Raw genomic sequence first — 22368 nt, forward strand, 5'->3', positions numbered from 1 at the left:
TTCAGCCACCTGGAAACGTGACCGAGTGGCCGAAGGTGCTCCCCTGCTAAGGGAGTATGGGGTGTAGAGCCTCATCGAGGGTTCGAATCCCTCCGTTTCCGCCAGGTATCAAGCAAAAACGCCCCTCACGGGGCGTTTTTTTTGCAAGTCATTCCCATCATTGAAGCACGATGCATGGCCAGTCCCATGCTGATCAAGCCAGTCAGTGCCCCCTCATGGACAGCCATTCCCCGTAGCACTCGCACGCGCATGCGCTCAGCAGTTGACGATCTAGGACGGTCACTGCACCGCGTTGGATTTGGAGTATGCCTTCCTGGTCCAGGCTTTTGAGGGTGAGGCTGACGGCTTCGCGGCGAACACCAAGGGAGTCAGCCATTTCCTGGTGTGTGCAAGCGATGGTGTCGCTGTCCACCAGGTCCATGAACTGGAGCAGCAGCTTGGCCACCCTTTGTCTGGCGGTATGGTGCTGGTTGCAAGCCAGTTGCTTGGCCATCTTTTGATGATGGATTTGGCTCAATGAAAGAAACTTCATCAGGGTCACTTCATCGTGCCGAATCATGTCGATGAATTGGGGCGTCTCCAACCGATACGCCATGCCCGTGACACGCACCACCGCTGAATCATCAGTGGCCACCCCGCAGCACGGTCCGGCCAGCAACAGGCCATGGCATCCGATGATGCTCGCGTCGATCATGGATCCGTCGGCCAGATGACGTTGAGAGGCCACCACGGCATCGATGGGAAAGTAAACGTGCGGCTTGCTGGAGCCCGGCTCGGATAAGAGGGTGTTTTTCTTGAGCAATACCGGCTGCAGGTGTGGCAGCAAACGCTGGTATGCGGCTTCGCCCAGTTGTCGAAGGATCAGGTTGTCTTTGGGGGATCTGCCCGCCTTCGCTTGTTGGTGACGAGAGGGGGTCAGCCCCGCGGGGTCACTGGCGGTCTTCATTTCATGACTCCGCAAGCATCAGCGGATCAGGCTTGCGCTGTGCGCTCAGACACACAGCAGGGAAGTCGTGGGTGCATCCGCACTTGTCACTTGACATATTTGGGTATTTTATCCCGTGGTACTTTCTCCGTTGCCCATGCACGATGAAAAGCATGGCCAAGCCCTCACCAAAGTACGCAAAAAGTCCGGTTCTCACCGGGCTGGGGGCGGTCATTCGTGAGTTGCGATCAGAAATCGGGCGCTCACAGGAAGCCTTGGCGGTCGATGCGGAGCTTGACCGCAGCTACATGGGCGGGATTGAGCGCGGCGAGCACAACCTGACACTCATCAATTTGCAGAAAATCGCCACGGCACTGGGTACCCAGCCGTCCAAGATATTGCAAGCGGCGGGCTATTGAAGAGTCCGGGCAGCGCTGTGCAGGCAGGTGGCGACTCGGGCCGCCATTTCAGAAGTTCAGCCGAATGCCGCTGTCCTGCACCTCGATGCTTTCGAGGTGCTTGCCCACGGTTTCGGGCACTTTGTAGATGGCGGTGCCGTCCAGCAATTGCAGCAGGCTGCCGTTGAGTGCGCTGGCCAGCGGTGTCGGCAGGGCCTTGTTTTCGCCAACCGTCAGCTTCAAGAGTTTGACCTTGGCGATTTCCACTTCACCCGTTTCCTTGTTCCACTGTGGCTGAAAGTCGATGCAAAAGTCACCGTTCTTCTGCACGAGTGGGCTGGACCATTGCCCGCACAGTTCGATTTTCTGTCGTTCGCGGCTCAGTTGCAGTACCGGGTTGTCCAGCCGGATGCTGTACTTTTCTTTAGGGAACTTCTTGCCCACGGCAGCGTCGATCAACAGTTTGGGCACGGTCAAAGACAGGGCGTGGGCGGTGGTGACCGTCAGGCAAAGCAGCGCCAGGGCACAGGCCTGCAATCGCCGGAGGGTGAGATTTGTATTCATGGTGCGTCTGCCTGGTCTGCCAAAGAAAAAGCCTCAGCACGTGAATGCTGAGGCTTTACTTTTTGGCTCCCCGACCTGGGCTCGAACCAGGGACCTACGGATTAACAGTCCGGCGCTCTACCGACTGAGCTATCGGGGAATAGACATGAATTATAGCGTCAATTTTTGGCCATTCTCGAATGGGGCGATGATTTTTTGAAAAATTTCACCGCACCATTCAAAAGCTCGTTCGCACCGTGATGCGACCTGTGCGCGGCGCGCCAGGGTAGAGGTAATAGTGGCTGAATTGTTTGGGTGATTCGCGCCAGTAGTGTCGGTCCGTGAGGTTGTCCACGGCCAGCGTCCATTCGGTGCGAACCCCTTGGATGCGGGTGTCGTAGTGCGCTGCCAGATCGAGGGTGGTCCATGCAGGCAGCGTGATGCTGCCGTCTTCGAGCACCCGGCGCGAGCCTTCGTGGCTCAGGCGCAGGCTGGTGCGCAGGCCAGGTACATCGGCCCAACGGTATTGGGCCAAAGCGCGAACCACCACATTGGGCACATTGAGGGCGCGCTGTCCGTTGACCATGGTGTCGATGACGGCGTTCTCGCGTTGTGCATGGATCCAGGTGCCGCTCAACTCGGCCAGCCAGGGGCCATGGCTCACGCCGCCACCGAGTTCGATGCCCCGGTGGTGCGCTTGCCCGTCGATCTGTCGGGTGCAGGTGTTGGCGCCGTCGCAGGTGCCCGCATCACCGGCCTGTGGGCGGGTGATGTCAAAGTAAGTGGCTTGCCAGCGCAACGACGGGCTCAGGCCTTTGAGCCCGGCTTCGAGCTGCTGGCTGCGCAATGCGGGCAAGGCTTGGCCCGCATTGGTGTAGAGGCTGCGGTTGGCAGTGACCGCTGATTCAATGCCTTCACCGTAGCTGCCATAAGCGGTCACACCGGACGTGATCTGGTGCGAGAGGGCCAGCCAGGGCGTGTTGAAGCTGCGCTGGTCCTGAACGGCGCGGCTGCCATCGGTGCGGGCGCTGCTGCGGTGGATGGCGGTGTGGCGCAGACCCAGCCACAGGGCGGTTTGCGCACTCAGTGCAATGCGGTCACGCACAGCCACTTCGTTGCTGTATTCGCTGCGGTTGGTGTTCAGGTCACCCGGTGTGGGGTTGGCTGCGCTGTCGGCCATGCCGTGGATGTCGCCCGTGCCAGCCCAGTTGTAGGCCTGCATCGGGGCGAGGCGATCGAGCTGGCGTTGGCGCATGAAGCTCACGCCCACGTCGTGCCGCAGGCCTGCCCAGCGGGTTTGCCCGGTGACTTCGGTCTTGAAGGCATCGGAGATGCGGCGCTCATTGTCGCTGCGGTAGTCGTACAGGTCGAACGAGCCGTTGCTGCAGAATCGGTCCCAGAGGTTTTCGGCACTGCAACCGTAGGCAAAGGTCAGACGGTCATCGGTGCGCAGGCGTTGTCCGCCGTACTGCGTGGTCCAGAGCCAGCCTTCGCCCAGGTTTTGTTTGAAGCGCAGACTGCCTGTGTTGGCCTTGAACACCCCTGGCACCGACCACGGCTGGCGGCTGAGGTTCAAGGTGCCGTCCACCGGTGCAGGCAGCGTGTTGCCCAGCAGGCTGTAGGCGTTGACCCCCATTTGCTGGCGCTCGCTGGTCTCGAATTCCCAATCCAGTTTGCTGTCGGGCGTGATGCGCCAGTCCATGGCCAGGGCCATGAGTTGGCGGTGGCCCTGGGTGTTTCGGATGTAGGGGTTCAGGTCTTCATAGGCCGCATTGAAGCGGTACCCGAAATCTTTGTTTTCGCCAAAGCGGGCACCCAGGTCGAGGGCGATGCTGCTGCTTTTGCCGTTGCCATACGTGGCGGTGACGGCTCGGATAGTTTCGTCGTTGCCGCTGGGCGCGCGCTTGACCACGTAGTTGGCCAGGCCCCCAGGGGCGCTGGTGCCCGCCTGGATGCCGCTGGTGCCTTTGAGCAGTTCGATGCGCTCTTTGTTGTCCATCGGGATCATGGTCTCGGCCGAGATGGGCAAGCCTTCCCGGCGGAAGTTGTAGCGGTTGTCCAGTGTGTAGCCGCGCACGCTCAGCATGTCCCAGTAGGCGGGCGAGTTGTAGCTGTCGGTCACGCTCGCGTCCAGGCGCAGGGCGTCCGAGATGCGGGTGGCGCCCATGTCGCGCAGCGTCTGGGCATCGATGCTGATGCCACTGAACGGTGCCTTGGCCAGCGGGGTGTCGCCAAAATCGCTGGTTTGCAATGGCAAGGGACTGGTGATGACGATTTCTTGGCCGGCTTGCGACCAGGCGGTCGTGCTGGCAATGCAAAGGGCAGTGGCCGCAGCGATGCGGCCCATGGGCATGGATGGCGTATGTGTTGCCATGACGTTTTCCTTCAACGTTATGGCAGGTCGGCTGACTGGGAACGTGGTCGTGCCTGGAGAGGTGGCACGGTTCCTTGGACAAGCTTCCCTGCGCGAGGATTACCTCAATCAGGTTCAAAGGGACTTTCTCAGTCGAGGGCCTTTTGGCCCCCAACACCCCCAGCGGGTGCGCCACACATGCGGTGGCGCGGATTGGATTTTAGGCGATGCCCAGCCGCTGGTGCAGCAGCGTGGAGGTTGTCGTGTACTGCAGCAGGGTTTTTTCGGCAGGCCGCAGCAAGGCCAAGGCGCCAAAGGCGGCCAGCGTGGCTTCGTGGAAGCCGCACAAGATCAGCTTCTTTTTGCCCGGGTAGGTGTTGATGTCACCCACGGCAAAGATGCCAGACGCCGAGGTGCCGAAGTTTTCGGTGTTCACCACCAGTTGCTTGCGTTCCATGGCCAGGTCCCATTGCGCGACGGGCCCGAGCTTGGGGGACAGGCCCAGGGCCATCACCAGTTGCGTGCAGGTGAGCGCGGCGTCGTGGCCTTCGGCGTTGAGGTAAGTCAGGCCGCTGAGCTGCGCTGCCTCTTGCACGAGGCCAGTGGGCTGGCCCGCCACAAAGCGCACACGGCCTGCGGCCAAGGCATCCCGAAAAGCCTGCTGGCGCTCGGGCTCGGCGCTGAAGTGTTCGCGTCGGTGCATCAGCGTCACGCTGGCGGCGCTGGCCATGGCATTCAGGCAGGTTTGCAGGGCGGTGTCACCGTCTCCTGTGACCAACAGGTGCTGGCCAGTCCAGTCGGGCAAGGCTTGCGAGCCGAACCAGACCTGACGGCCCAGGTGTGGGCCCAAGCCCTCGATGGGCAGGCTGCGCGGCACAAAGGCGCCCACACCCGCAGCAATGAACACGGTGCGCGCCAACCACTGCGTGCCCTGCGAAGTGCTGACCGCCCAGGCGCCGCTGGCGGTGGCGTGCAGGCTGTCGATCGTTTGGCCCAGGTGCAAGGTGGGGGGAAAAGGGGTGAGCTGCGTTTGCAGGCGCTCGACCAGCTCACGGCCAGTGCAGACCGGGATGCCGGGGATGTCGTAGATGGGTTTGTCGGCGTAGAGTTCGGCGCACTGACCGCCCACATGGGGCAGGGCGTCGACCACGTGGCATGAAATGCCTTGCAAGCCGAGCTGGAAGGCCTGGAACAGGCCCACCGGGCCAGCGCCGATCACCAGAGCATCGGTTTCGATCGGCGTGGCCATGGGGAGATCAGCGGATCAGTTCGGCCAGCTTGCCGGTCTTGTCTTTCCACTCTTCGGCGGTGGGCAGCGGGGCCTTGCGCTTGGTGATGCTCTTCCAGGTGGGCAAGAGGGCCAACTCGGCGTTGATTTTGGTCATGTGCTGCTGGTCAGCCGGCAGGTCTTCCTCGGCGTAGATGGCGTTGACCGGGCACTCGGGGATGCACACGGCGCAGTCGATGCACTCATCGGGGTCGATGGTCAGGAAGTTAGGGCCTTCGCGGAAGCAGTCCACAGGGCAAACGTCCACACAGTCGGTGTACTTGCACTGGATACAGGATTCGGAAACAACGTGGGTCATGATGGACTCGGAAAATGGGCTGTGCGCTGCACGTGCAGCGCCAAACCCGTGATTTTAAAGGAGATCAGTTCACCAGCACGGCGCCTGAGGTCTTGTGGCTGGCCGTGTCCACCAGCACCAGCGCACCCAGGATGCGCGACTGCGTGAATGGCAGAGTGACCAGCGGCTCCTGCAGGGCCAGGGTGACGTGGCCGATGGCGTTGGGCGCCAGCTCGGTGGCTTCTTCTTCGGCCAGGGTGTTGACGTTGAGGCGGTGCACCACGCGTTGCACTTTGGCCTTGACCCAGCGGTGACCGTGCAGCGCCCAATACAGGCGCCCAGCGACCAGGGGTTCGTCGTCCATCCAGGCGATGGTGGTGCTCAGCTGGCGCTGACCTTCGGGTGCGCCTTCGGCTGCCAAGAGCCAGTCGCCACGCGACACATCCACCTCGCGGTCGAGCACGATGCCTGCGCTGTGGCCTGCAGCCTTGTCCTGCGGCTGGCGGGTGGCCGACAGCACTTGCGACACCACGGCGGTCTGGCCGCTGGGGAAGACCTTGATGGTTTGGCCCGGCTCGATGCTGCCCGTGGCCACGCGGCCCCAGAACACGCGGCGGCCCTGGGTGGTCACGCCCGAGTCGTGGAACTTCTCGACCCACTGCACCGGGAAGCTGAAGGCCACATCGGTCTCTGCTGGCGTGACCGGCAAGTCTTCGAGGATGCTCAAAAGGCTGGGGCCGGTGTAGCCACACCAGTCGGCTTGGTCGTTGTTCTCGGTGGTGACCACGTTCCAGCCCTTGAGCGCCGACACGGGCACCATGGCGGTGACGGTGATCCCGGCTTCTTGGGCGAATTTTTCCAGGGCGCCAGCGATGTTCTTGTAGGCCACGGCGGCATCGGCCACGGCGTCGAGCTTGTTGATGGCGAACACGATGGACGGCACGCGCAGCAGGTTGACCAGCAGCGAATGGCGGCGGGTTTGTGGCAGCAGTTGCAGGTCGGGGTTGGCCCAGTCGAGCTTGATGGCGTCGACCAGCACCACTGCCGCGTCGGCGCTCGATGCCGCCGTGACCATGTTGCGGGTGTACTGCTCGTGGCCGGGCGCGTCACCGATGATGAACTTGCGCGCTTCGGTGTTGAAGTAGCGGTAGGCCACATCGATGGTGATGCCTTGCTCGCGCTCGGCGCTCAGGCCGTCGGTCAGCAGGGCCAGATCGGTTTCGCCCGAGCGTTGCACGCCCGCCAGATGGTCTTGCAGCACGGCCTTGGTGTCCACCAGCAGGCGGCCGATCAGTGTGCTTTTGCCGTCGTCGACCGAGCCGCAGGTGATGAATTTGAGGGCAGAAAAGTGTTGGTTGTTGCTCATGTCTTTGGCTCCCTGATCAGAAATAGCCGTCTTTTTTGCGCTTCTCCATCGAAGCCTCGGACGTCTTGTCGTCCATGCGGGTTGCGCCGCGCTCGCTCACGTCGGCAGCCAGTGTCTCGATCACGATTTGCTCGGGCGTGGCCGCATCGCTCTCCACCGGGCAGGTGCAGGTGATGTCGCCCACGGTGCGGAAACGCACATCGCGCAGCACGACTTGCTCGCCGTCCTTGGGGGGGGTCAGCTCGGTCACTGGCACCAAGAGGCCGCGGCGGTCGACCACTTCGCGCTTGTGGGTGTAGTAGATCGAAGGCAGGGCGATGTTTTCGCGGGCGATGTACTGCCACACATCCAGCTCGGTCCAGTTGGAGATCGGGAACACGCGGAAGTGCTCGCCCGGCTGCAGGCGGGTGTTGAACAGCGTCCACAGCTCGGGGCGCTGGGCCTTGGGCTGCCACTGGCCAAAGCTGTCGCGGTGCGAAAAGATGCGCTCCTTGGCGCGGGCCTTTTCTTCGTCACGGCGGGCACCACCGATCAGCGCGTCAAAGCGGAACTCCTCAATCGCTTCGAGCAGCGTGACCGACTGGTGCACATTGCGGCTCTCGCCCGGGTGGGCCAGGCGCACGGTGCCGCGTTTCATCGAGTCCTCGACGCTGCGCACGATCAGCTCGGCCCCCAGCTCCTTGGCACGGAAGTCACGGAAATCGGTCACCTCAGGGAAGTTGTGCCCGGTGTCGATCATCAACAGCGGGTAGGGCAGGCGACCTGCGCCAAACGCCTTCTCGGCGCACTTGAGCATGACCAGCGAGTCCTTGCCGCCCGAAAACAGCAGGGCGGGGCGCTCGAAAGCGGCGGCGACTTCGCGCAGGATGAAAATGGTTTCTTCTTCCAGCGCGTCCAGGTGGCTGTTGCTCAGGGTGTGCAACTCGTTTTGTGTCATGGCGTTCATGTTCATTGCTCTTTAAATGCGGTCAAGGAGACGTCCAAAATATCCAAAGGCGATCGACTTGATGTGTGGGGCGCGGGAGGCGACGATGTGTGGCGCGAAGCGACTTCTGAGGAGCCTGCCGCGCCCCACACATCACACCCCAAAAATCATTGCTTAACGTGCAGTCCACATTCTTTGGCCGCCTCGTCCTCCCACCACCAGCGCCCGGCGCGGAACTCCTCGCCCAGACTGATGGCCCGCGTGCATGGCGCGCAACCGATGCTCGGGAAAAACTGATCGTGCAGCGGGTTGTAGTCCACCTGGTGCGTGGCGATGTAGTGCCACACATCCCCCCATGTCCATTTGGCCAAAGGGTTGAACTTGTACAGCGACTTGGTGGCCACTTCGCTCTCGTCGAGCAAAGGTACCTCGGCCCGGGCAGCGGACTGCTCCTGGCGCAGACCCGTGATCCAGGCCTTTTGGCCCTTGAGCGCACGACCCAGAGGCTCCATCTTGCGCACGCCGCAGCATTCCTTGCGCAGCTCGATCGTTTTGTAAATCGCGTCCTGGCCACGCTCGCGCACGAACCGGATCACCGACTCCTGCGCCGGGCGGAAGACGTTGATCGGCGCACGCGAATGCGCCTGGGTGCGCTCCAGCAGGGCCAGGGTTTCGGTGTGCAGTGCGCCGGTCTCCAGCACAAAGACCGGAATGTCCAATTGCAAGCCGTTGATGAGGTGCGTGATCACCACATCCTCGGCGCCCAGGCTGGACGCCTGCGTCACGGGGGCAAATTCGGCCGCAGCGCGCTGCAGCAGCGCCTCGGTCTCGGCCAGCTTGGCGGCAAAGTCGGGGCTGGCTTGGGCGTGCAGCTCGGTGGCTTTGGCCGGGGCGTTGCGCGAAGAAATCAGGCTGGAGGACATCACGCGGCCTTGGCAAAGTGCGGTTGCGTGTCCACGGCCGAACCTTGGTAGAAGCCGGCATAGCGGTCCAGCTGGCGCTGGGCGGCGCTGGCATCCACACCCTCCTTGAGCACAGCCACGTCAAAGCCAGTGCGCTGCATTTGCACCAACTGGTCGATCAGCACATCGCCCGTGGCGCGCAGCTCGCCCGCAAAGCGCAGGCGGCGGCGCAGCAAAAAGGCCTGGCTGTAGGCGCGGCCATCGGTGAAGGCCGGAAACTGCAGGTCGATGCGGGTCACGCCACTCAGGTCGAGCGTGCGGGGGTCCACGTCGTTGGCCAGCGTGAGGACGGCCGGTGATTCAGCGGTTTGGTGTTCTTGTGCGGTGATGATTTTCATGTCGTGTTCTCCCTGCGTTCAGACCGTTTCGGCGTCTGCAGCCGGGTGGCGTGCGGCATTGGCTGCGGCCTTGAACGGCTCGTGGCCGACGCGGCGCAGCGTCTCGATGAAGGCTTCCTGCTTGCCGTGGCCAGTGCTCACGCGCAGCTGCTTGTAGGTGTCCAGAATGGCTTCGATCACATCGGGCACTTCAAACGAAGAGAACGACGGGCCAACCACCTTGCCGGGTGTGGCTGCGCCGGACAGGTCCTTGCCGTCCGAGCCACCCAGCGTGACCTGGTACCACTCCTTGCCGTCTTTATCGACCCCCAAAATGCCGATGTGGCCCGAGTGGTGGTGACCACAGGAGTTGATGCAGCCGCTGATGTGGAAGTCGATGTGGCCCAGGTCTTCCAGTTCGTCCAGGTCCTGGTAGCGCTCGGTGATGGCGCTGGCCGTGGGGATGGAGCGGGCATTGGCCAGCGCGCAGTAGTCGCCGCCGGGGCAGGCGATCATGTCGGTCAGCAAACCGATGTTGGGCTGGGCCACGCCCAGCGCCTTGGCTTCGAGCCACAGCGCGTGCAGCTGGTCCAGACGCACCCAGGGCAGCAGCAGGTTTTGGGTGTGCGAGACGCGGGCTTCGCCTGCAGAATATTTCTCGACCAAGGCTGCGGCCGCGTCGAGCTGCTCGGCGGTGGCGTCACCGGGGGCGTAGCCCGGACGCTTGAAGGACAGCGAGACGGCGCGCAGCTGCGGGTTGCGGTGCGGGCGCACATTGCGCGCCAGCCAGCGGGCAAAGGCGGGCGTCTTGGCCGCTTCGATGCTCAGCTGCGCTTCGGCCTGGGCCAACCACTCGTCGGTGCTCTCAGGCAAGTTCAGTGCAGGGTCGACAAAACCGGCTTTCACACGGTCGAGTTCGGCCTGTGGCAGGGTGTGGGGTGCGCCATCGCGTTCGAGGATTTCGCGGAACTCGGTCTCGACTTCGTCAAAGTAGCGCTGGCCTTCGGCCTTGACCAGGATCTTGATGCGGGCCTTGTACTTGTTGTCGCGGCGGCCCCAGCGGTTGTAGACGCGCACCACGGCTTCAAGGTAGTTCATGATGTCCTGCCAGGGCAGGAATTCGCGGATCACCACGCCGTTGATCGGGGTGCGGCCCATGCCGCCACCCACCAGCACCTTGAAGCCGACTTCACCGGCCTCGTTCTTGAGCACCTGCAAGCCGACGTCGTGCCAGCCAATGGCAGCGCGGTCTTCTGTGGCACCTGTGATGGCGATCTTGAACTTGCGCGGCAGGTGCGCGAACTCGGGGTGCAGGGTGCTCCACTGGCGGATCAGCTCGGCATACGGGCGCGGATCGACCACTTCGTCCACCGCCACACCGGCCAGCTCGTCGGTGGTGGTGTTGCGGATGCAGTTGCCGCTGGTCTGGATGCCGTGCATGTTCACGGTGGCCAGCAACTCCATCACATCGGCCGACTTGGACAGCGGAATCCAGTTGAACTGCACGTTCTGGCGTGTGGTGAAGTGGCCGTAGTTGGTGGTCAGCTTGGGGGCCAGGCCAGGGAGCTTGTCTTGCGTGGCCTGGGCTTCAGCCAGCAGGGCAGCATCGGGCGTGTCGTAGTCGCGTGCGATCTTGGCCAGCACTTTGAGTTGGGCCGCATTGATTTCGCCATAGGGCACAGCCACGCGCAGCATGGGCGCGTAGCGCTGCACATACCAGCCGTTTTGCAGACGCAGGGGGCGAAACTGGTCGTCGCTCAGTTGACCGGCCTGCCAGCGCTCGAGTTGGTCTCGGTGCTCTGCAGCGCGGGCGCGCACAAAGGCTTTGTCAAATTCGGTGTACTGGTACATAGGCGTCGGGTGTGAGAAAAATCAGATCAGGACGAGCTTGGTGCCGGCCCATGCCAGCAGCACGGACAGCAAGGAGCGGATCACGCGGTCAGGCGTGTGGTGGGTCAGGCGCGAGCCCAGCCAGATGCCGGGGATCGACCCGGTCAGCAGCTTGGCCAGCAAAGGCCAGTCCACCGAACCGAGAGACGCATGGCCCAGACCTGCCACCAAGGTCAGTGGCACGGCATAGGCGATGTCGGCCGCCACGATGCGCGGCAAAGGCAGCAGAGGATACAGCACCATCAGCACCGTCACGCCGATGGCGCCAGCACCCACCGAGGTCAGTGTGACGAGGGTGCCGATGAGGGCACCAAACAGTAAAGGCAGGCTCCAGTGGCGGGGCGTGGTGGCGCGGGCTTCGTCCTCGGCGGCCAGTTGGCGGGGCACCTGCTTGCCGCGCACGGCCTTGTAGAGCATGGCTGCAGCCGTCAGCAGCAGGGCCACGCCCAGCGTGCTGGTCATCAGGGCCTGCACCTTGGGGTCGGCCGGGCCCACCCAGCGCAAAACGCCGATCGTCACCAGGCAGGCCGGGATACTGCCCGCACTCAGCAGCCCCACCACACGCCAGGGCACGATGCGCTGGCGGGCAAAACTCACGGTGCCCCCCAGCTTGGTGAAGGCCGCAAACAGCAGATCGGTGCCTACAGCCATGTAGGGCTTCACGCCAAAGAAAAAGATCAAGAGCGGCGTCATCAGCGAGCCGCCGCCCACCCCCGTCAGGCCGACGATGGTGCCGACAAAGAAACCCGCAAAGACATAGCCCAGATCGATCATGGCGGCGACTGTAGCCGCTCTTTATGCCAAAACAAACGATTTATTCGTTGTAGATATATTCCAAATGAGCATAAGAGGCCTTGGGCGTCGCCTCACTGGGGCCCTTTAGCCGGGCAGGGGCTGGGTGCGCTCGGCCATGATCCGGGCCGAAGGCTGCACGTTCATGGTCATCTGGAACAGGCCCGCGGCCAGGCCAATGGCCACTGCGCCTTGCCAGGCCAGGTCGTAATTTCCCACGCGGCTGTAAATCACCCCGCCGCCCCAGGCCCCGATGAAGGAGCCCACCTGGTGGCTGAAAAACGCCACCCCCGACAAGGTGGCCATGTAGCGCAGCCCGAACAAATGGATGACCAGGCCCGACACCAGCGGCACCACGCCCAGCCACAGCGTGCCCATGGCGGCGGCAAACACCAGGGTGCTGGTCGGGGAGGGTGGCGTCATGAAATACAGCTCAATGAACAGCGAGCGCAGCACATAGATGCCGCCCAGCAGCACCCGCTTGGAATACAGCCCGCCCAGCCAGCCAAACAGGTAGGAGCCCAGCACGTTGAACAGGCCCACCAGCGCCAGGGCGGTGCTGCCCACGCTGGGGTCGATGCCGCAAATGTCCAGATAGGTGGGCAAGTGTGTGGTGATGAACACCAGTTGCAGGCCGCACACAAAAAAGGCGATGGCCAGCACCAGGTAGCCCCGGTGGCCCAGGGCCTCGCGCACCGCTTCGCCCACGGTTTGCGAGGCGCCCAAAGGCGCAGGCACCTCGATCTGGTCGGCCCGGCTGGCCATGAAGGCGGCGGGCACCATGACCGCTGCCAGCCCCAGGAAACCGATCAGGGCCGCCTGCCAGCCCGAGCTGCTGATCAGGTGTTGCGCCATGGGCGAGGCCAGGGTCAGCCCCAGCGAGCCCAGCGCCGACACCGAACCCATGGCCATGCTGCGCTTGAGCGGCGAGACCGCCTTGGCCGTCACGCTCATGGCGATGTTGGACGCAGTGCACGACAGCGCCAGGCCCACACACAGGCCCATGCCCAGCGTCACACTCCAGGCCGAGGTGGCCGTCAGCGCCAAAGCCAGGCCCAGGCCATAAACCGCCACCCCCATCAGCGCCACGGGCCGGGCGCCGTGTCGGTCGGCCAGGATGCCCACGAAAGGCTGCGTGGCCCCCCAGACGATGTTTTGGATGGCGATGGCCAGCGAAAAATCGGCCGCCGTGATGCCGATGTCGCGGATCATGTGCGGTTGCAGGAGGCCAAAACTCTGGCGCATGCCCATGGCCAGACTCAGCATCAAGGCCGCGCCGCCTAGGATCCATGCCACCTGGTAGCGGGACAAGTCGGTTTGTTTCATCACACCCATTATTGGGCGTTGTTCTGCCCCGGTCAGCCCTTGTGCGACACCCTTTTCCGGTGCACCGTGGGGCTGTCACATTGGTGATAGAGTCTCGGCTTTTGGAGAGAACCATGGCTTTGCCCGCTTCCTTGCGCCAGCTCACATTGACCGCGTTCATGACCTTGGGCTGCGGCCTGCAGGCCTCGGCCCAGACCCCCATCCGCATCGGCGAAATCAACAGCTATTCCGCCATTCCCCAGTTCACCCAGCCCTACAAACAAGGCTGGCAACTGGCGGTTGAAGAGATCAACGCCCAGGGCGGCCTGCTCGGCCGCAAGGTTGAAGTGATTGCCCGTGACGACGCGGGCAAGCCCGAGGAGGCCCTGCGCCACGCCATCGAGCTGACTTCCAAAGAAAAAGTGGACGTGCTGGCCGGGGGCTTTTTGTCGAACGTCGGCTTGGCCCTGGCCGACCACGCCGCCAAGAACAAGCGCCTGTTTGTGGCGAGCGAGCCTTTGACCGACGCCATTGTCTGGGACAAGGGCAACCGCTACACCTTCCGCCTGCGCCCCAGCACCTACATGCAGTCGGCCATGCTGGTCGAAGAAGCGGCCAAGCTGCCCGCCAAGCGCTGGGCCACCATTGCCCCCAACTACGAATACGGCCAAAGCGCCGTCGCCAGCTTCAAGGAGCTGCTCAAGGCCAAGCGCCCCGATGTGGAGTTTGTGAGCGAGCAGTGGCCCGCCCAAGGCAAGATCGACGCGGGCAGCACCCTGACGGCCACCATGGCGAGCAAGCCCGACGCCATCTTCAACGTGACCTTTGGCGCGGACCTGGCCAAGCTGGTGCGCGAGGGCAACCAGCGCAACGTGTTCCCCAAGACCCCGGTGGTGTCGCTGCTGTCGGGCGAGCCGGAGTACCTGGAGGTGCTGAAAGACGAAACGCCCAAGGGCTGGATCGTGACCGGCTACCCCTGGGACCAGCTCGACAACAAGGAGCACGCCAGCTTTGCCGCCAACTATTACAAGAAGTTCAACGAGAACCCCAAGGTCGGCTCGGTCGTGGGCTATGCCACCCTGCAGGCCATCTTTGCGGCCATCAAAAAGGCCAACTCCACCGACAACGAGAAGCTGGTCACCGCCATGCGTGGCTTGAAATTCAGCACACCCTTTGGCCAAGCCGAGTTCCGCGCCATTGACCAGCAGTCCACCATGGGCGCTTATGTGGGCAAGCTCGACCAGCGCGGCGGCAAGGGCACCATGGTCCAGTGGCACTACGCCGACGGCAAGAACTACCAGCCCACCGACGCGTATGTCAAAGGCCGCCGCCCTGCAGACGCGATGAAGTGACGCGGTCGCGGGGCAAGAAACCCCGTCGCACTGGGCGGTTTTTCACATGCCGGGCAGCTGGGGGGAAGCATCTCCTGTATAGTGGTTTAAATCGTTAAATTTGATTAAATTGACATTTAATTCAAACTTAATTGTTGAACGTGCAGGATGCTTTTAAGACGTGTTCATTCCCTGAACGGCGCCACACCCCACTGGGTTTGGTGGCTGTTGCTGGCCTGGCTGATTTACACCTTCTCGGCCTTGGGGTGGTATGTCCTGAACGATCCTGCGCTCATGGGCAGCATTTGCAGGACGAGATGAAATGAGTGTGAACAGCAGTTTGTCGGCCTCGCGCCGCAGCGACCAGATTTTGCAACCCCAGCGCGCCGCCGCGGACCGGATCATGCTGAGCATGATGGTGTTTTTGCTGGCGGTGTGTTTCGGGGTGGCTTATTTCACCTCCACCTGGATGTTGACGCTCGTTGTGGCGGTGCCCGCACTGCTGGTCCCCTGGGCCATTTACAAGGGCGCGCCGGGCTCGCTGGCCTCCCGGCTGTCGATTGCCTGCGCCCTGATGGTGTTTTCTGCGCTGACCATCCAGCAAAGCCAGGGCATGATCGAGAGCCACTTTGGCATTTTCACCTTGCTGGCTTTCCTGCTGTACTACCGCGACTGGCGCCCCATCGTGGCAGCTGCGGGCTTGATCGCCGTGCACCACGTGGTGTTTGGTTATTTGCAGGCCACCGATTCGGTGGGCATCACGGTGCTGGAAGGCGATGTGCACGTCACGACCATCATCCTGCACGCGGCCTATGTGGTTTTTGAAGCGGCGATGCTGATCTTCATGGCCACCATCCTGCGCCGAGAGGCCGTGGAATCGGCCCTGGTGGCGGAACTCTCGGGTCAGATCAGCGAAGGCGACTTCTCGCCCCGCGGCCCGGCTGTCAGTGCCTCGGAGCTGCCCCTGCTTTACAAAGTTTCCCAGATGCAGAAATCGCTGCAGTCCACACTGCAAGACATCGTGGGGGTCATGACCGCTGTTGCCCAGGGGCACCTGGATCGCCGCGTCACGGTCGAAGCCCGTGGGGACCTGGGCGCCCTCAAGGAAAACATCAACCAGAGCATTCAGGTGCAGCAGTCGGTGTTCCAGGACATCACGCACGTGATGCAAGGCGTCGCCAAAGGCAATTTCGGACTGCGGGTCACCGCCGAAGCCAAAGGCGAGCTCGACGGCCTCAAGCAAAGCATCAACCAGAGCATGGCTGCCCAGCAGATCGTGTTCCAGGACATCACCCATGTCATGCAAGGGGTTGCCGACGGCAATCTGCAGCGCCGCGTGTCGGCCCAGGCCATGGGCGATCTGGAGCTGCTCAAGCAGAACATCAACCAGTCGCTCGATGCATTGCGTGGTGCCATGACCACCATCAACCAAAATGCCCGTCAGGTGGCCACCGCCTCCGATGAGGCGTCCAATGCCATCGGTCAAATTTCCGATGGGGCGCGCCACCAGACCGATGCCATCAGCCACGTCTCCAGCGCTGTGCGCCAGACCGTGGCTTCCGTGGCCGATGTGTCTCAAAACACCGAGCTGGCCAGCCAGAAGTCACGCCAATCGTTTGCGTTGGTGCGCGCCAGCATGGAAAAAATGGATGAGATGGTCAAGGTGGTCAACAACATCGCGACCAACTCCGAAAAGATCAACAAAATCACAGATGTGATTGAAAAAATCGCCAACAAAACCAACTTGCTGTCCCTCAACGCGGCCATTGAAGCGGCCCGCGCTGGCGAGCATGGCAAAGGTTTTGCCGTGGTGGCCGAAGAGGTGGGCAAATTGGCCCTCAACAGCGCCGAGAGCTCGCAGGAAATTGCCACCCTGGTCAAGCAGGCGGTGGAAGAAGCCCGCAGTGCGGTCACTGCCGTGATGGACGTCAGCCAGGACATGTCGGGCATCGAACGCGAAACCCAGGCCACCGACGAAATGCTGCAACGCATCGTCGCGGCGCTGGACCAGCAAAGCGCAGCGGTGGATCAGATCAATGGCAACCTGAACAACCTGGACCAGATTGCCCGCAGCAACTCCTCTGCGTCTGAGGAGATCGCGGCCACCGTGGTCGAGCTGTCCAAAATCGCCGACGCAACGCGTCGCGAAGTCCAGCGCTTCTCGGTCTGAGTGGCTTGAGACCCGGGGCCGCGCAAGCCCCGGCGCGCTTTAGCCGGATTGAGACCAGCTGTGGGCCTGCGCCTTGGGCCAGTGGCTGGCATACAAAGCGGGCAGGGCAGCGGGTGTTTCCGTGTCCTTGAGCAGGGCACCGGGCGCCAGTGTGTCGATCAGCGCAGACAAGGGCTGGGCCTGTCCCGCCTCGTTTCGCACCATGATGTGGTCGCAGCGCAGCTGATCCGGCGAGCTCAGGCCCGCTGCGCCCAGCAGTTCTGCCAAGGCCTGCAGCGTGTGGCTGTGAAAGTGGAACACCCGCTCGGCCTTGTCCGTCACCACCAGGGCACGCTGGCGCACGGGGTCTTGTGTGGCCACGCCTGTGGGGCAGTGGTCGGTGTGGCAACTGCGTGACTGGATGCAGCCCAGCGAGAACAAGAACCCCCGTCCGGAGTTGCACCAGTCCGCGCCAAAGGCCAGGCAACGCGCCATGTCAAAGGCCGAGATCACCTTGCCGGAGGCACCTATCTTGATGCGATCGCGCAAGCCCGTCCCCACCAGGCTGTTGTGCACCAGCCGCAGGCCATCGCGCAGCGGCATGCCCACGTGGTCCGCAAACTCGATGGGGGCCGCCCCCGTGCCGCCCTCGCTGCCGTCGACCACCACAAAGTCTGGCGTCTGCCCGGTGTGCAGCATGGCCTTGACGATGGCGAACCACTCGCCAGGATGGCCCACACACAGCTTGATGCCCACCGGTTTGCCGCCAGACAAATGGCGCAACTCGCTCACAAAATTCAGCAGTTCCACCGGGGTCGAAAACGCCGAATGTCGGGCGGGTGAAACACAGTCCTGGCCCATGGGCACGCCCCGTGCTTCGGCAATTTCCGCGCTGACTTTGGCCTTGGGCAGCACGCCGCCATGGCCCGGTTTCGCGCCTTGCGAGAGCTTGATCTCGATCATCTTCACCTGAGGTGACTGGGCCTGAGCGGCAAAGCGTTCGGGGTCAAAGCGCCCTTCGGGCGTGCGGCAGCCAAAGTAGCCCGACGCGATTTGCCAGATGAGGTCGCCACCGTGCTCGCGGTGGTGCACCGAGATGCTGCCTTCCCCGGTGTCGTGCGCAAAGCCGCCTTTGGCGGCACCTTTGTTGAGGGCCTTGATGGCGTTGGGGGACAGTGCACCAAAGCTCATTCCCGAGATGTTCAGCAGCGACATCGCATAGGGCTGGCGGCAGTCCGATCCACCCACCGTGATGCGCAGCGACGCCGGGTCGAGCTGTTCAGGGCGCATCGAGTGCGTGATCCACTCGGTGCCAGCCTGGTACATGTCCTTGATGCTGCCAAAACCGCGTTGGTCGTTTTGTTCTTTGGATCGGGCATAGACCATGGCACGCTCGCTGCGCGAGAAGGGCAGCTTTTGCTCATCGTCTTCCAGAAAGTACTGGCGCAGTTCCGGGCGGATGTATTCGAGTGCGTAACGCAGTCTGCCAGTGACCGGGTAATTGCGGCGAACGGCCTGCTTGGTCTGCAAGACATCCTGGACACCCAGGGCAAACAAACCCAGAAATACCAGCGATAAGGGTGTCGAAACAGGCCAGCACACCACGGCCACAGGGGCAGTGACCAGCCAAGGGGTGAATCGGACAATGCTGTGCACGGGCAAAAGTTCCTGCGCTGGGGGAGGGTTGGATCATGTCACATGGCCGTTTGGATTGGCAAATTTTTCAGTTATTTGATTTTTGGGCCATCGCGGGTTTGCGACAAAATCATGTTTTTGTCTGGCGGAGTGGGCGGTGATGAGATTGGCAGGAATGGGGTGTCGCAGGGCCTTGTTGTGCGTGCTGCTGGCCATGCTGGGATCGGCCGTGGCGCAGCCTGTCTTGGCGCAGGGGGGCACGGTTGTGTCTTCGCACTCCGCATCAGGTGAGCGCTATCCCGGCGTCTTGCGCCTGCATGTGGATGCCACCGACCTGGATCGCCGCATCTTCCGCATCCAGCAGACCTTGCCCGTCAAGCCCGGCGCGTTGACGCTCCACTACCCGCGTTTTTTGCCTGGAACGCATGGTCCCTACGGCGAGATCGAGCGCATGGCCGGGTTGCAGATCCGCGCCCAAGGCCAGACCCTGGCCTGGCAGCGGGACACGGTGGACCCCTACAGCTTCCATGTGCAGGTGCCTGCCGGGGTGAATGAGCTGGGGCTGGAGTTCCAGTTCTTGAGCGAGGTGCGCGGGCAGACAGGCCGCGTGGTCATGACCCGCGACATGCTCAACCTGCAATGGATCAGCCAGGTGATTTATCCCGGCGGCTTCCAAGCCAAAGGCATTGCGGTGCAGGCCAGCGTGACGCTGCCCGCAGGCTGGCACGCCGCGACGGCACTGCGCGTCACAGGCCGCCAGGGCGACACCTGGCAGTTTGAGCCCACTTCTTTGGAGACCCTGGTCGACTCGCCCATTTTTGCCGGTCGCCACCACCAACAAATCGCGCTTGATCCCCAGGGCGCGGCCAAGCCCGTGGTGCTCCACCTGTTTGCCGACGCGCCTGAGCAGTTGCAGGCGTCCGACGCGCAAATCGAAGCCCACCGCCAGCTGGTCCAGCAGACCGATCGGCTCATGGGCTCGCGTCACTTCCGGCATTACGACTTTTTGCTGGCCCTGTCCGAGCGCATGGGCGGCATCGGTCTGGAACACCATGAAAGCAGCGAAAACGGCGTGCTTCCAGACTACTTCAAGGACTGGGCCAAGTCCGTCGGTGCCCGCGAACTGTTGCCCCACGAGTACGTGCATTCGTGGAACGGCAAATTCCGTCGCCCCGCCGACTTGTGGACCCCGCATTTCAACCAGCCCATGCGCAACAGCTTGCTGTGGCTCTATGAGGGGCAGACCCAGTACTGGGGACGGGTGCTGGCCGCGCGCAGTGGCCTGGTCACGCCCGAGCAGACCCGCGACCTGATGGCGCGCACGGCCGCCGAGTACACCTACCGGGCAGGCAAGTTGTGGCGCAACCTGCAGGACACCACCAACGAAGGCACGATGCGCTCTGGGCGCAATGCGACCTGGCGCGACTGGCAGCGGGGCTCGGACTATTACGACGAGTCATCCTTGATCTGGCTGGACGCCGACACCCTGATCCGTGACAAGAGTAAGGGGCAGCGTTCGCTGGACGACTTTGCCAAGCTGTTTTTCGGGGTGGAACCCGACCGTGTGGCGCCACTGACCTACACCTTCGACGACATCGTGGCGGCGCTCAACAAAGTGCAGCCGCACGACTGGAAAGCCTTTTTGCGTGAACGCCTCGACAGCCACGCGCTGGCCGCACCGTTGGACGGTTTGCAGCGCGCTGGCTGGCGTCTGGACTGGGCCGAAACTCCCAGCGAGTGGTCGCGCAGCGGCAACGGGCGAGGCCAGGCCGATGACTTCAGCTACTCGCTGGGCCTGGTGCTCCAGCCCGATGGGCAGGTGCAGCAGGTGCGCTGGAACAGCCCCGCCTTTGAAGCCGGCATGAGCCCGGCACTCTCGGTGGTCGCTGTGCAGGGCAAGGCTTACAAGGCCGAGCGGCTGTCTGCCGCCATCACTGCCAACAAGTCGGGCCAAGCCCCGCTGCAACTGCTGGTCAAGGAAGGCGAGCAGTACCGCACGCTGACGCTGGACTACCGCCAGGGCCTGCGTTACCCGCGCCTGGTGCGCATCGAGGGTATGCCCGAAGGACTCGACGCCGGGGTGCTCAAGGCCCGCCAGTGAGGTGGCTCAGGCCTGCAGCTGGCGTGCCGCGAAGCGAGAAGCCGCCAGGTGCTGCGCCAGAGACGGCGCCAGCGGCAGGGGCTCGCCTTCGAGCTGCGCGGCGATCAGCTCGCCCGCCAGCACCGACAGGCTGATGCCCCGGGCCCCCATGCCTGCGCAAATGTGCAGGCCCGGCCAGCGCTCGGCATCGAGTTCGCCCACCGCAGGGACGCGGTCGGGCAGGGTGCAGCGCAAACCTGCCCAGCCGCTCACCTGGTCCAAGGCAAAAGCCGGTCGCATAGGCTCACTCAAGGCGGGCAACAAAGTGGCCAGGCGTGCATGGTTGGCGGCGTGGTCTTCATCCCGCAGCAGGGCCTCGGGGCAGGCCCGCTCGAAGGTGGAACCCAGGTACCACCCGGCTTCGCCGGGAGTGTCTGGCGCGTGTCCCGGCATGGGCACGCCCGTGATGAAGCTGCCGTGGCCATTGACCGGAAAGGGCGGCAACTGCTGGGCGATGGCCTCGGGCAGCGCTGACAGCGGCCCCATGCTGATCTGGCCCCGCAAGGGGTTCAGGGGCAAGGGCGCATGCGCTGGCGACAGGTCCTGCATCAGGGCCCGTGTGTCGTAGCCTCCCGCGACGATGAGCACGGGCGCGCGGCCGAGTGCCTGGCCTTGGGCGTCGAGCGCCTGCCAGTCCTGACCCGTGCGGACCAGCCGGGCCACGCGGCATTGCCAGTGCACCTGCACGCCACAGGCCTGCAGTTGGGCGCGGGCCAGTTGCCGGGGGCGTATCCAGGCACCCAGGCTGTGCCACAGCGCCTGGGCATGCGCGGGCAAGCCCGCCTGGGTGAGGTGTTCGCTGCTGGCTGGGGTGCTCCATTCGTGGCCTGCAAGGGGCCAGGCCTCGCTGACAGGCAGGCTGCGTTTGCCTTCGACCCGGTGCTCCAGCACGCCCGTGGGCGCCCAGTCTTGCCCGGTCTTCAGCAATTGGCGTGCCCGTTGCACGGTGGCGCGCACCCCGGCGCGGGTGATGCGCGAGAGGATGTTGTCGTCGGGCGAGACGTGCGGTGCGGTCAGGCCCGCAGGCAGTCCCGAAGCCCCGGCACCGGGGGCTGTGCCCGCATCGAGCACGTGCACCTGCCAGCCCCGCTGCGCCAGGCTGAAAGCCGTGGCCGAGCCCGACAGGCCAGCACCCAACACCAGTGCCTGGCGCGGTTGCCCATCAGGGCGGCTGGCGCTGCGCTGGCGTGTGCGCGTTGTCCAGCGGGGGGCAAACACGGCGTGCCGCATGGTCCCGCCCTGGGAGGCGTTGTCGGTGTCAAATCCGCAAGGCAGCAGCACAGCTGGCGCATCGTCAGGCCATGCCGTGCCGCAGTGCAAGTGGGTGCCTGGTTTGCACAGGCGCGAGATCGCCTTGAGCATGTGCTGCGCAGCATCGCCCGCTGTGGGCCATTGCGCCAGCCACACCCGGTCTGCTGCCACATCGGTTTCGCGCAGCATTTTGTCGGCCGGGCCCACACACAGTGTCAGTTGCACACGCCCATGGCCCAGCACCAGGCGGTGCACACCCGGCAGCAGGCCGCGCCAGAGCGGGCCCAGCTCGGCCATCAGGTCTTGGTGTGTGGGGTTCGCGTGGCCCAGGCGGGCCAGTTCGCTGGCCGAGTCCGGGCTGTCCGTCACGGCGGTGTAGAACAGACGTTCAGGCCCTTGGGGATCTTGCTGCCAGGCTTGCCAGGTCTGCAGAAAGTCCAGCGCCAGCCCCTGGCCGATGCCCAGAACATGCCAGTGCCGCTGGCCCTGCCAGCCGCTGGGCACGGGTGCAGCAGTCACTG

At 63.6% G+C, this 22368-nt stretch carries 18 protein-coding genes and 2 tRNA genes; 5 read left to right on the forward strand and 15 right to left on the reverse strand.

The genetic code is table 11. The annotated features are described in order from the left end of the window. Positions 1–11 precede the first annotated feature (11 nt). A tRNA-Ser gene (locus IC609_RS08755) sits at positions 12–104 on the forward strand. Positions 105–202: 98 nt separating this feature from the next. Here the strand turns inward: IC609_RS08755 and IC609_RS08760 are convergent. Continuing rightward, a complete protein-coding gene (locus IC609_RS08760; protein ID WP_191819127.1) occupies positions 203–946 on the reverse strand; it encodes a Crp/Fnr family transcriptional regulator in 744 nt (247 codons plus the stop codon). 152 nt (positions 947–1098) lie between these two features. Here IC609_RS08760 and IC609_RS08765 point away from each other — a divergent pair, with 152 nt between their 5' ends. Next, positions 1099–1344 carry a helix-turn-helix domain-containing protein gene (locus tag IC609_RS08765; RefSeq protein ID WP_191819128.1) on the forward strand — a complete coding sequence of 82 codons (246 nt, stop codon included), beginning with the start codon at positions 1099–1101 and terminating at the stop codon, positions 1342–1344. Between the two features lie 48 nt (positions 1345–1392). Here the strand turns inward: IC609_RS08765 and IC609_RS08770 are convergent, their stop codons facing one another. The 12 genes from IC609_RS08770 to IC609_RS08825 form a co-directional block, all read right to left on the reverse strand. Continuing rightward, on the reverse strand, positions 1393–1887 hold the full coding sequence (locus IC609_RS08770; RefSeq protein ID WP_191819129.1) for a hypothetical protein: 495 nt from the start codon (positions 1885–1887) through the stop codon (positions 1393–1395). Between the two features lie 63 nt (positions 1888–1950). Then, positions 1951–2026, reverse strand: a tRNA-Asn gene (locus IC609_RS08775). 78 nt (positions 2027–2104) lie between these two features. Then, positions 2105–4240, reverse strand: coding sequence for a TonB-dependent siderophore receptor (locus IC609_RS08780; protein WP_191819130.1), 2136 nt, complete (start codon positions 4238–4240; stop codon positions 2105–2107). A gap of 199 nt (positions 4241–4439) precedes the next feature. Then, positions 4440–5468 (reverse strand): NAD(P)/FAD-dependent oxidoreductase, encoded by a 1029-nt coding sequence (locus IC609_RS08785; protein WP_191819131.1) that lies wholly within the window; start codon positions 5466–5468, stop codon positions 4440–4442. A 7-nt stretch (positions 5469–5475) separates the two neighbouring features. Next, complete coding sequence (gene fdxA / locus IC609_RS08790; RefSeq protein WP_191819132.1) at positions 5476–5805, reverse strand: ferredoxin FdxA; 330 nt, start codon at positions 5803–5805, stop codon at positions 5476–5478. Positions 5806–5869: 64 nt separating this feature from the next. Beyond that, a complete protein-coding gene (locus IC609_RS08795; protein WP_191819133.1) occupies positions 5870–7150 on the reverse strand; it encodes a sulfate adenylyltransferase subunit 1 in 1281 nt (426 codons plus the stop codon). A gap of 16 nt (positions 7151–7166) precedes the next feature. Next, positions 7167–8096: a sulfate adenylyltransferase subunit CysD gene (gene cysD, locus IC609_RS08800; protein ID WP_191819134.1), complete on the reverse strand. Its 930-nt coding sequence runs from the start codon at positions 8094–8096 to the stop codon at positions 7167–7169. A gap of 146 nt (positions 8097–8242) precedes the next feature. Further along, positions 8243–8998 carry a phosphoadenylyl-sulfate reductase gene (locus tag IC609_RS08805; protein ID WP_191819135.1) on the reverse strand — a complete coding sequence of 252 codons (756 nt, stop codon included), beginning with the start codon at positions 8996–8998 and terminating at the stop codon, positions 8243–8245. Beyond that, complete coding sequence (locus IC609_RS08810; RefSeq protein ID WP_191819136.1) at positions 8998–9375, reverse strand: DUF934 domain-containing protein; 378 nt, start codon at positions 9373–9375, stop codon at positions 8998–9000. Before IC609_RS08810 ends, IC609_RS08805 begins: the two co-directional genes overlap by 1 nt. An 18-nt stretch (positions 9376–9393) precedes the next feature. Next, positions 9394–11205 (reverse strand): nitrite/sulfite reductase, encoded by a 1812-nt coding sequence (locus IC609_RS08815; RefSeq protein WP_191819137.1) that lies wholly within the window; start codon positions 11203–11205, stop codon positions 9394–9396. Between the two features lie 21 nt (positions 11206–11226). Continuing rightward, positions 11227–12018, reverse strand: a complete 792-nt coding sequence (locus IC609_RS08820) for a sulfite exporter TauE/SafE family protein (RefSeq protein ID WP_191819138.1) — start codon at positions 12016–12018, stop codon at positions 11227–11229. Between the two features lie 105 nt (positions 12019–12123). Further along, positions 12124–13362 carry an MFS transporter gene (locus IC609_RS08825; protein WP_191819139.1) on the reverse strand — a complete coding sequence of 413 codons (1239 nt, stop codon included), beginning with the start codon at positions 13360–13362 and terminating at the stop codon, positions 12124–12126. Between the two features lie 158 nt (positions 13363–13520). Between IC609_RS08825 and IC609_RS08830 the strand changes: the two genes are divergently transcribed. Beyond that, entirely contained in the window at positions 13521–14693 is a 1173-nt protein-coding gene (locus tag IC609_RS08830; RefSeq protein WP_191819838.1) for an ABC transporter substrate-binding protein, read from the forward strand. A gap of 301 nt (positions 14694–14994) precedes the next feature. Beyond that, positions 14995–16842: a methyl-accepting chemotaxis protein gene (locus tag IC609_RS08835; RefSeq protein ID WP_191819140.1), complete on the forward strand. Its 1848-nt coding sequence runs from the start codon at positions 14995–14997 to the stop codon at positions 16840–16842. A gap of 39 nt (positions 16843–16881) precedes the next feature. Here the strand turns inward: IC609_RS08835 and IC609_RS08840 are convergent, their stop codons facing one another. Further along, positions 16882–18477 (reverse strand): FMN-binding glutamate synthase family protein, encoded by a 1596-nt coding sequence (locus IC609_RS08840; protein ID WP_408611016.1) that lies wholly within the window; start codon positions 18475–18477, stop codon positions 16882–16884. Between the two features lie 139 nt (positions 18478–18616). Here IC609_RS08840 and IC609_RS08845 point away from each other — a divergent pair, with 139 nt between their 5' ends. After that, positions 18617–20557 (forward strand): M61 family metallopeptidase, encoded by a 1941-nt coding sequence (locus tag IC609_RS08845; protein ID WP_225224100.1) that lies wholly within the window; start codon positions 18617–18619, stop codon positions 20555–20557. Between the two features lie 6 nt (positions 20558–20563). On the opposite strand, the gene mnmC is transcribed toward IC609_RS08845, so the two are convergent. Next, a complete protein-coding gene (gene mnmC, locus IC609_RS08850; protein WP_333473670.1) occupies positions 20564–22366 on the reverse strand; it encodes an FAD-dependent 5-carboxymethylaminomethyl-2-thiouridine(34) oxidoreductase MnmC in 1803 nt (600 codons plus the stop codon). Positions 22367–22368 lie beyond the last annotated feature (2 nt).

This window comes from Limnohabitans radicicola, from assembly GCF_014837235.1.
Classification (GTDB): Bacteria; Pseudomonadota; Gammaproteobacteria; order Burkholderiales; family Burkholderiaceae_C; genus Limnohabitans_A; species Limnohabitans_A radicicola.

Excerpts from the sequence above, each read along its gene's own strand:
- IC609_RS08760 (WP_191819127.1), bottom strand. The coding sequence starts at position 946 with ATGAAGACCGCCAGTGACCCCGCGGGGCTGACCCCCTCTCGTCACCAA.
- IC609_RS08765 (WP_191819128.1), top strand. The coding sequence starts at position 1,099 with ATGGCCAAGCCCTCACCAAAGTACGCAAAAAGTCCGGTTCTCACCGGG.
- IC609_RS08770 (WP_191819129.1), bottom strand. The coding sequence starts at position 1,887 with ATGAATACAAATCTCACCCTCCGGCGATTGCAGGCCTGTGCCCTGGCG.
- IC609_RS08780 (WP_191819130.1), bottom strand. The coding sequence starts at position 4,240 with ATGGCAACACATACGCCATCCATGCCCATGGGCCGCATCGCTGCGGCC.
- IC609_RS08785 (WP_191819131.1), bottom strand. The coding sequence starts at position 5,468 with ATGGCCACGCCGATCGAAACCGATGCTCTGGTGATCGGCGCTGGCCCG.
- fdxA (WP_191819132.1), bottom strand. The coding sequence starts at position 5,805 with ATGACCCACGTTGTTTCCGAATCCTGTATCCAGTGCAAGTACACCGAC.
- IC609_RS08795 (WP_191819133.1), bottom strand. The coding sequence starts at position 7,150 with ATGAGCAACAACCAACACTTTTCTGCCCTCAAATTCATCACCTGCGGC.
- cysD (WP_191819134.1), bottom strand. The coding sequence starts at position 8,096 with ATGAACGCCATGACACAAAACGAGTTGCACACCCTGAGCAACAGCCAC.
- IC609_RS08805 (WP_191819135.1), bottom strand. The coding sequence starts at position 8,998 with ATGTCCTCCAGCCTGATTTCTTCGCGCAACGCCCCGGCCAAAGCCACC.
- IC609_RS08810 (WP_191819136.1), bottom strand. The coding sequence starts at position 9,375 with ATGAAAATCATCACCGCACAAGAACACCAAACCGCTGAATCACCGGCC.
- IC609_RS08815 (WP_191819137.1), bottom strand. The coding sequence starts at position 11,205 with ATGTACCAGTACACCGAATTTGACAAAGCCTTTGTGCGCGCCCGCGCT.
- IC609_RS08820 (WP_191819138.1), bottom strand. The coding sequence starts at position 12,018 with ATGATCGATCTGGGCTATGTCTTTGCGGGTTTCTTTGTCGGCACCATC.
- IC609_RS08825 (WP_191819139.1), bottom strand. The coding sequence starts at position 13,362 with ATGAAACAAACCGACTTGTCCCGCTACCAGGTGGCATGGATCCTAGGC.
- IC609_RS08830 (WP_191819838.1), top strand. The coding sequence starts at position 13,521 with ATGACCTTGGGCTGCGGCCTGCAGGCCTCGGCCCAGACCCCCATCCGC.
- IC609_RS08835 (WP_191819140.1), top strand. The coding sequence starts at position 14,995 with ATGAGTGTGAACAGCAGTTTGTCGGCCTCGCGCCGCAGCGACCAGATT.
- IC609_RS08845 (WP_225224100.1), top strand. The coding sequence starts at position 18,617 with ATGAGATTGGCAGGAATGGGGTGTCGCAGGGCCTTGTTGTGCGTGCTG.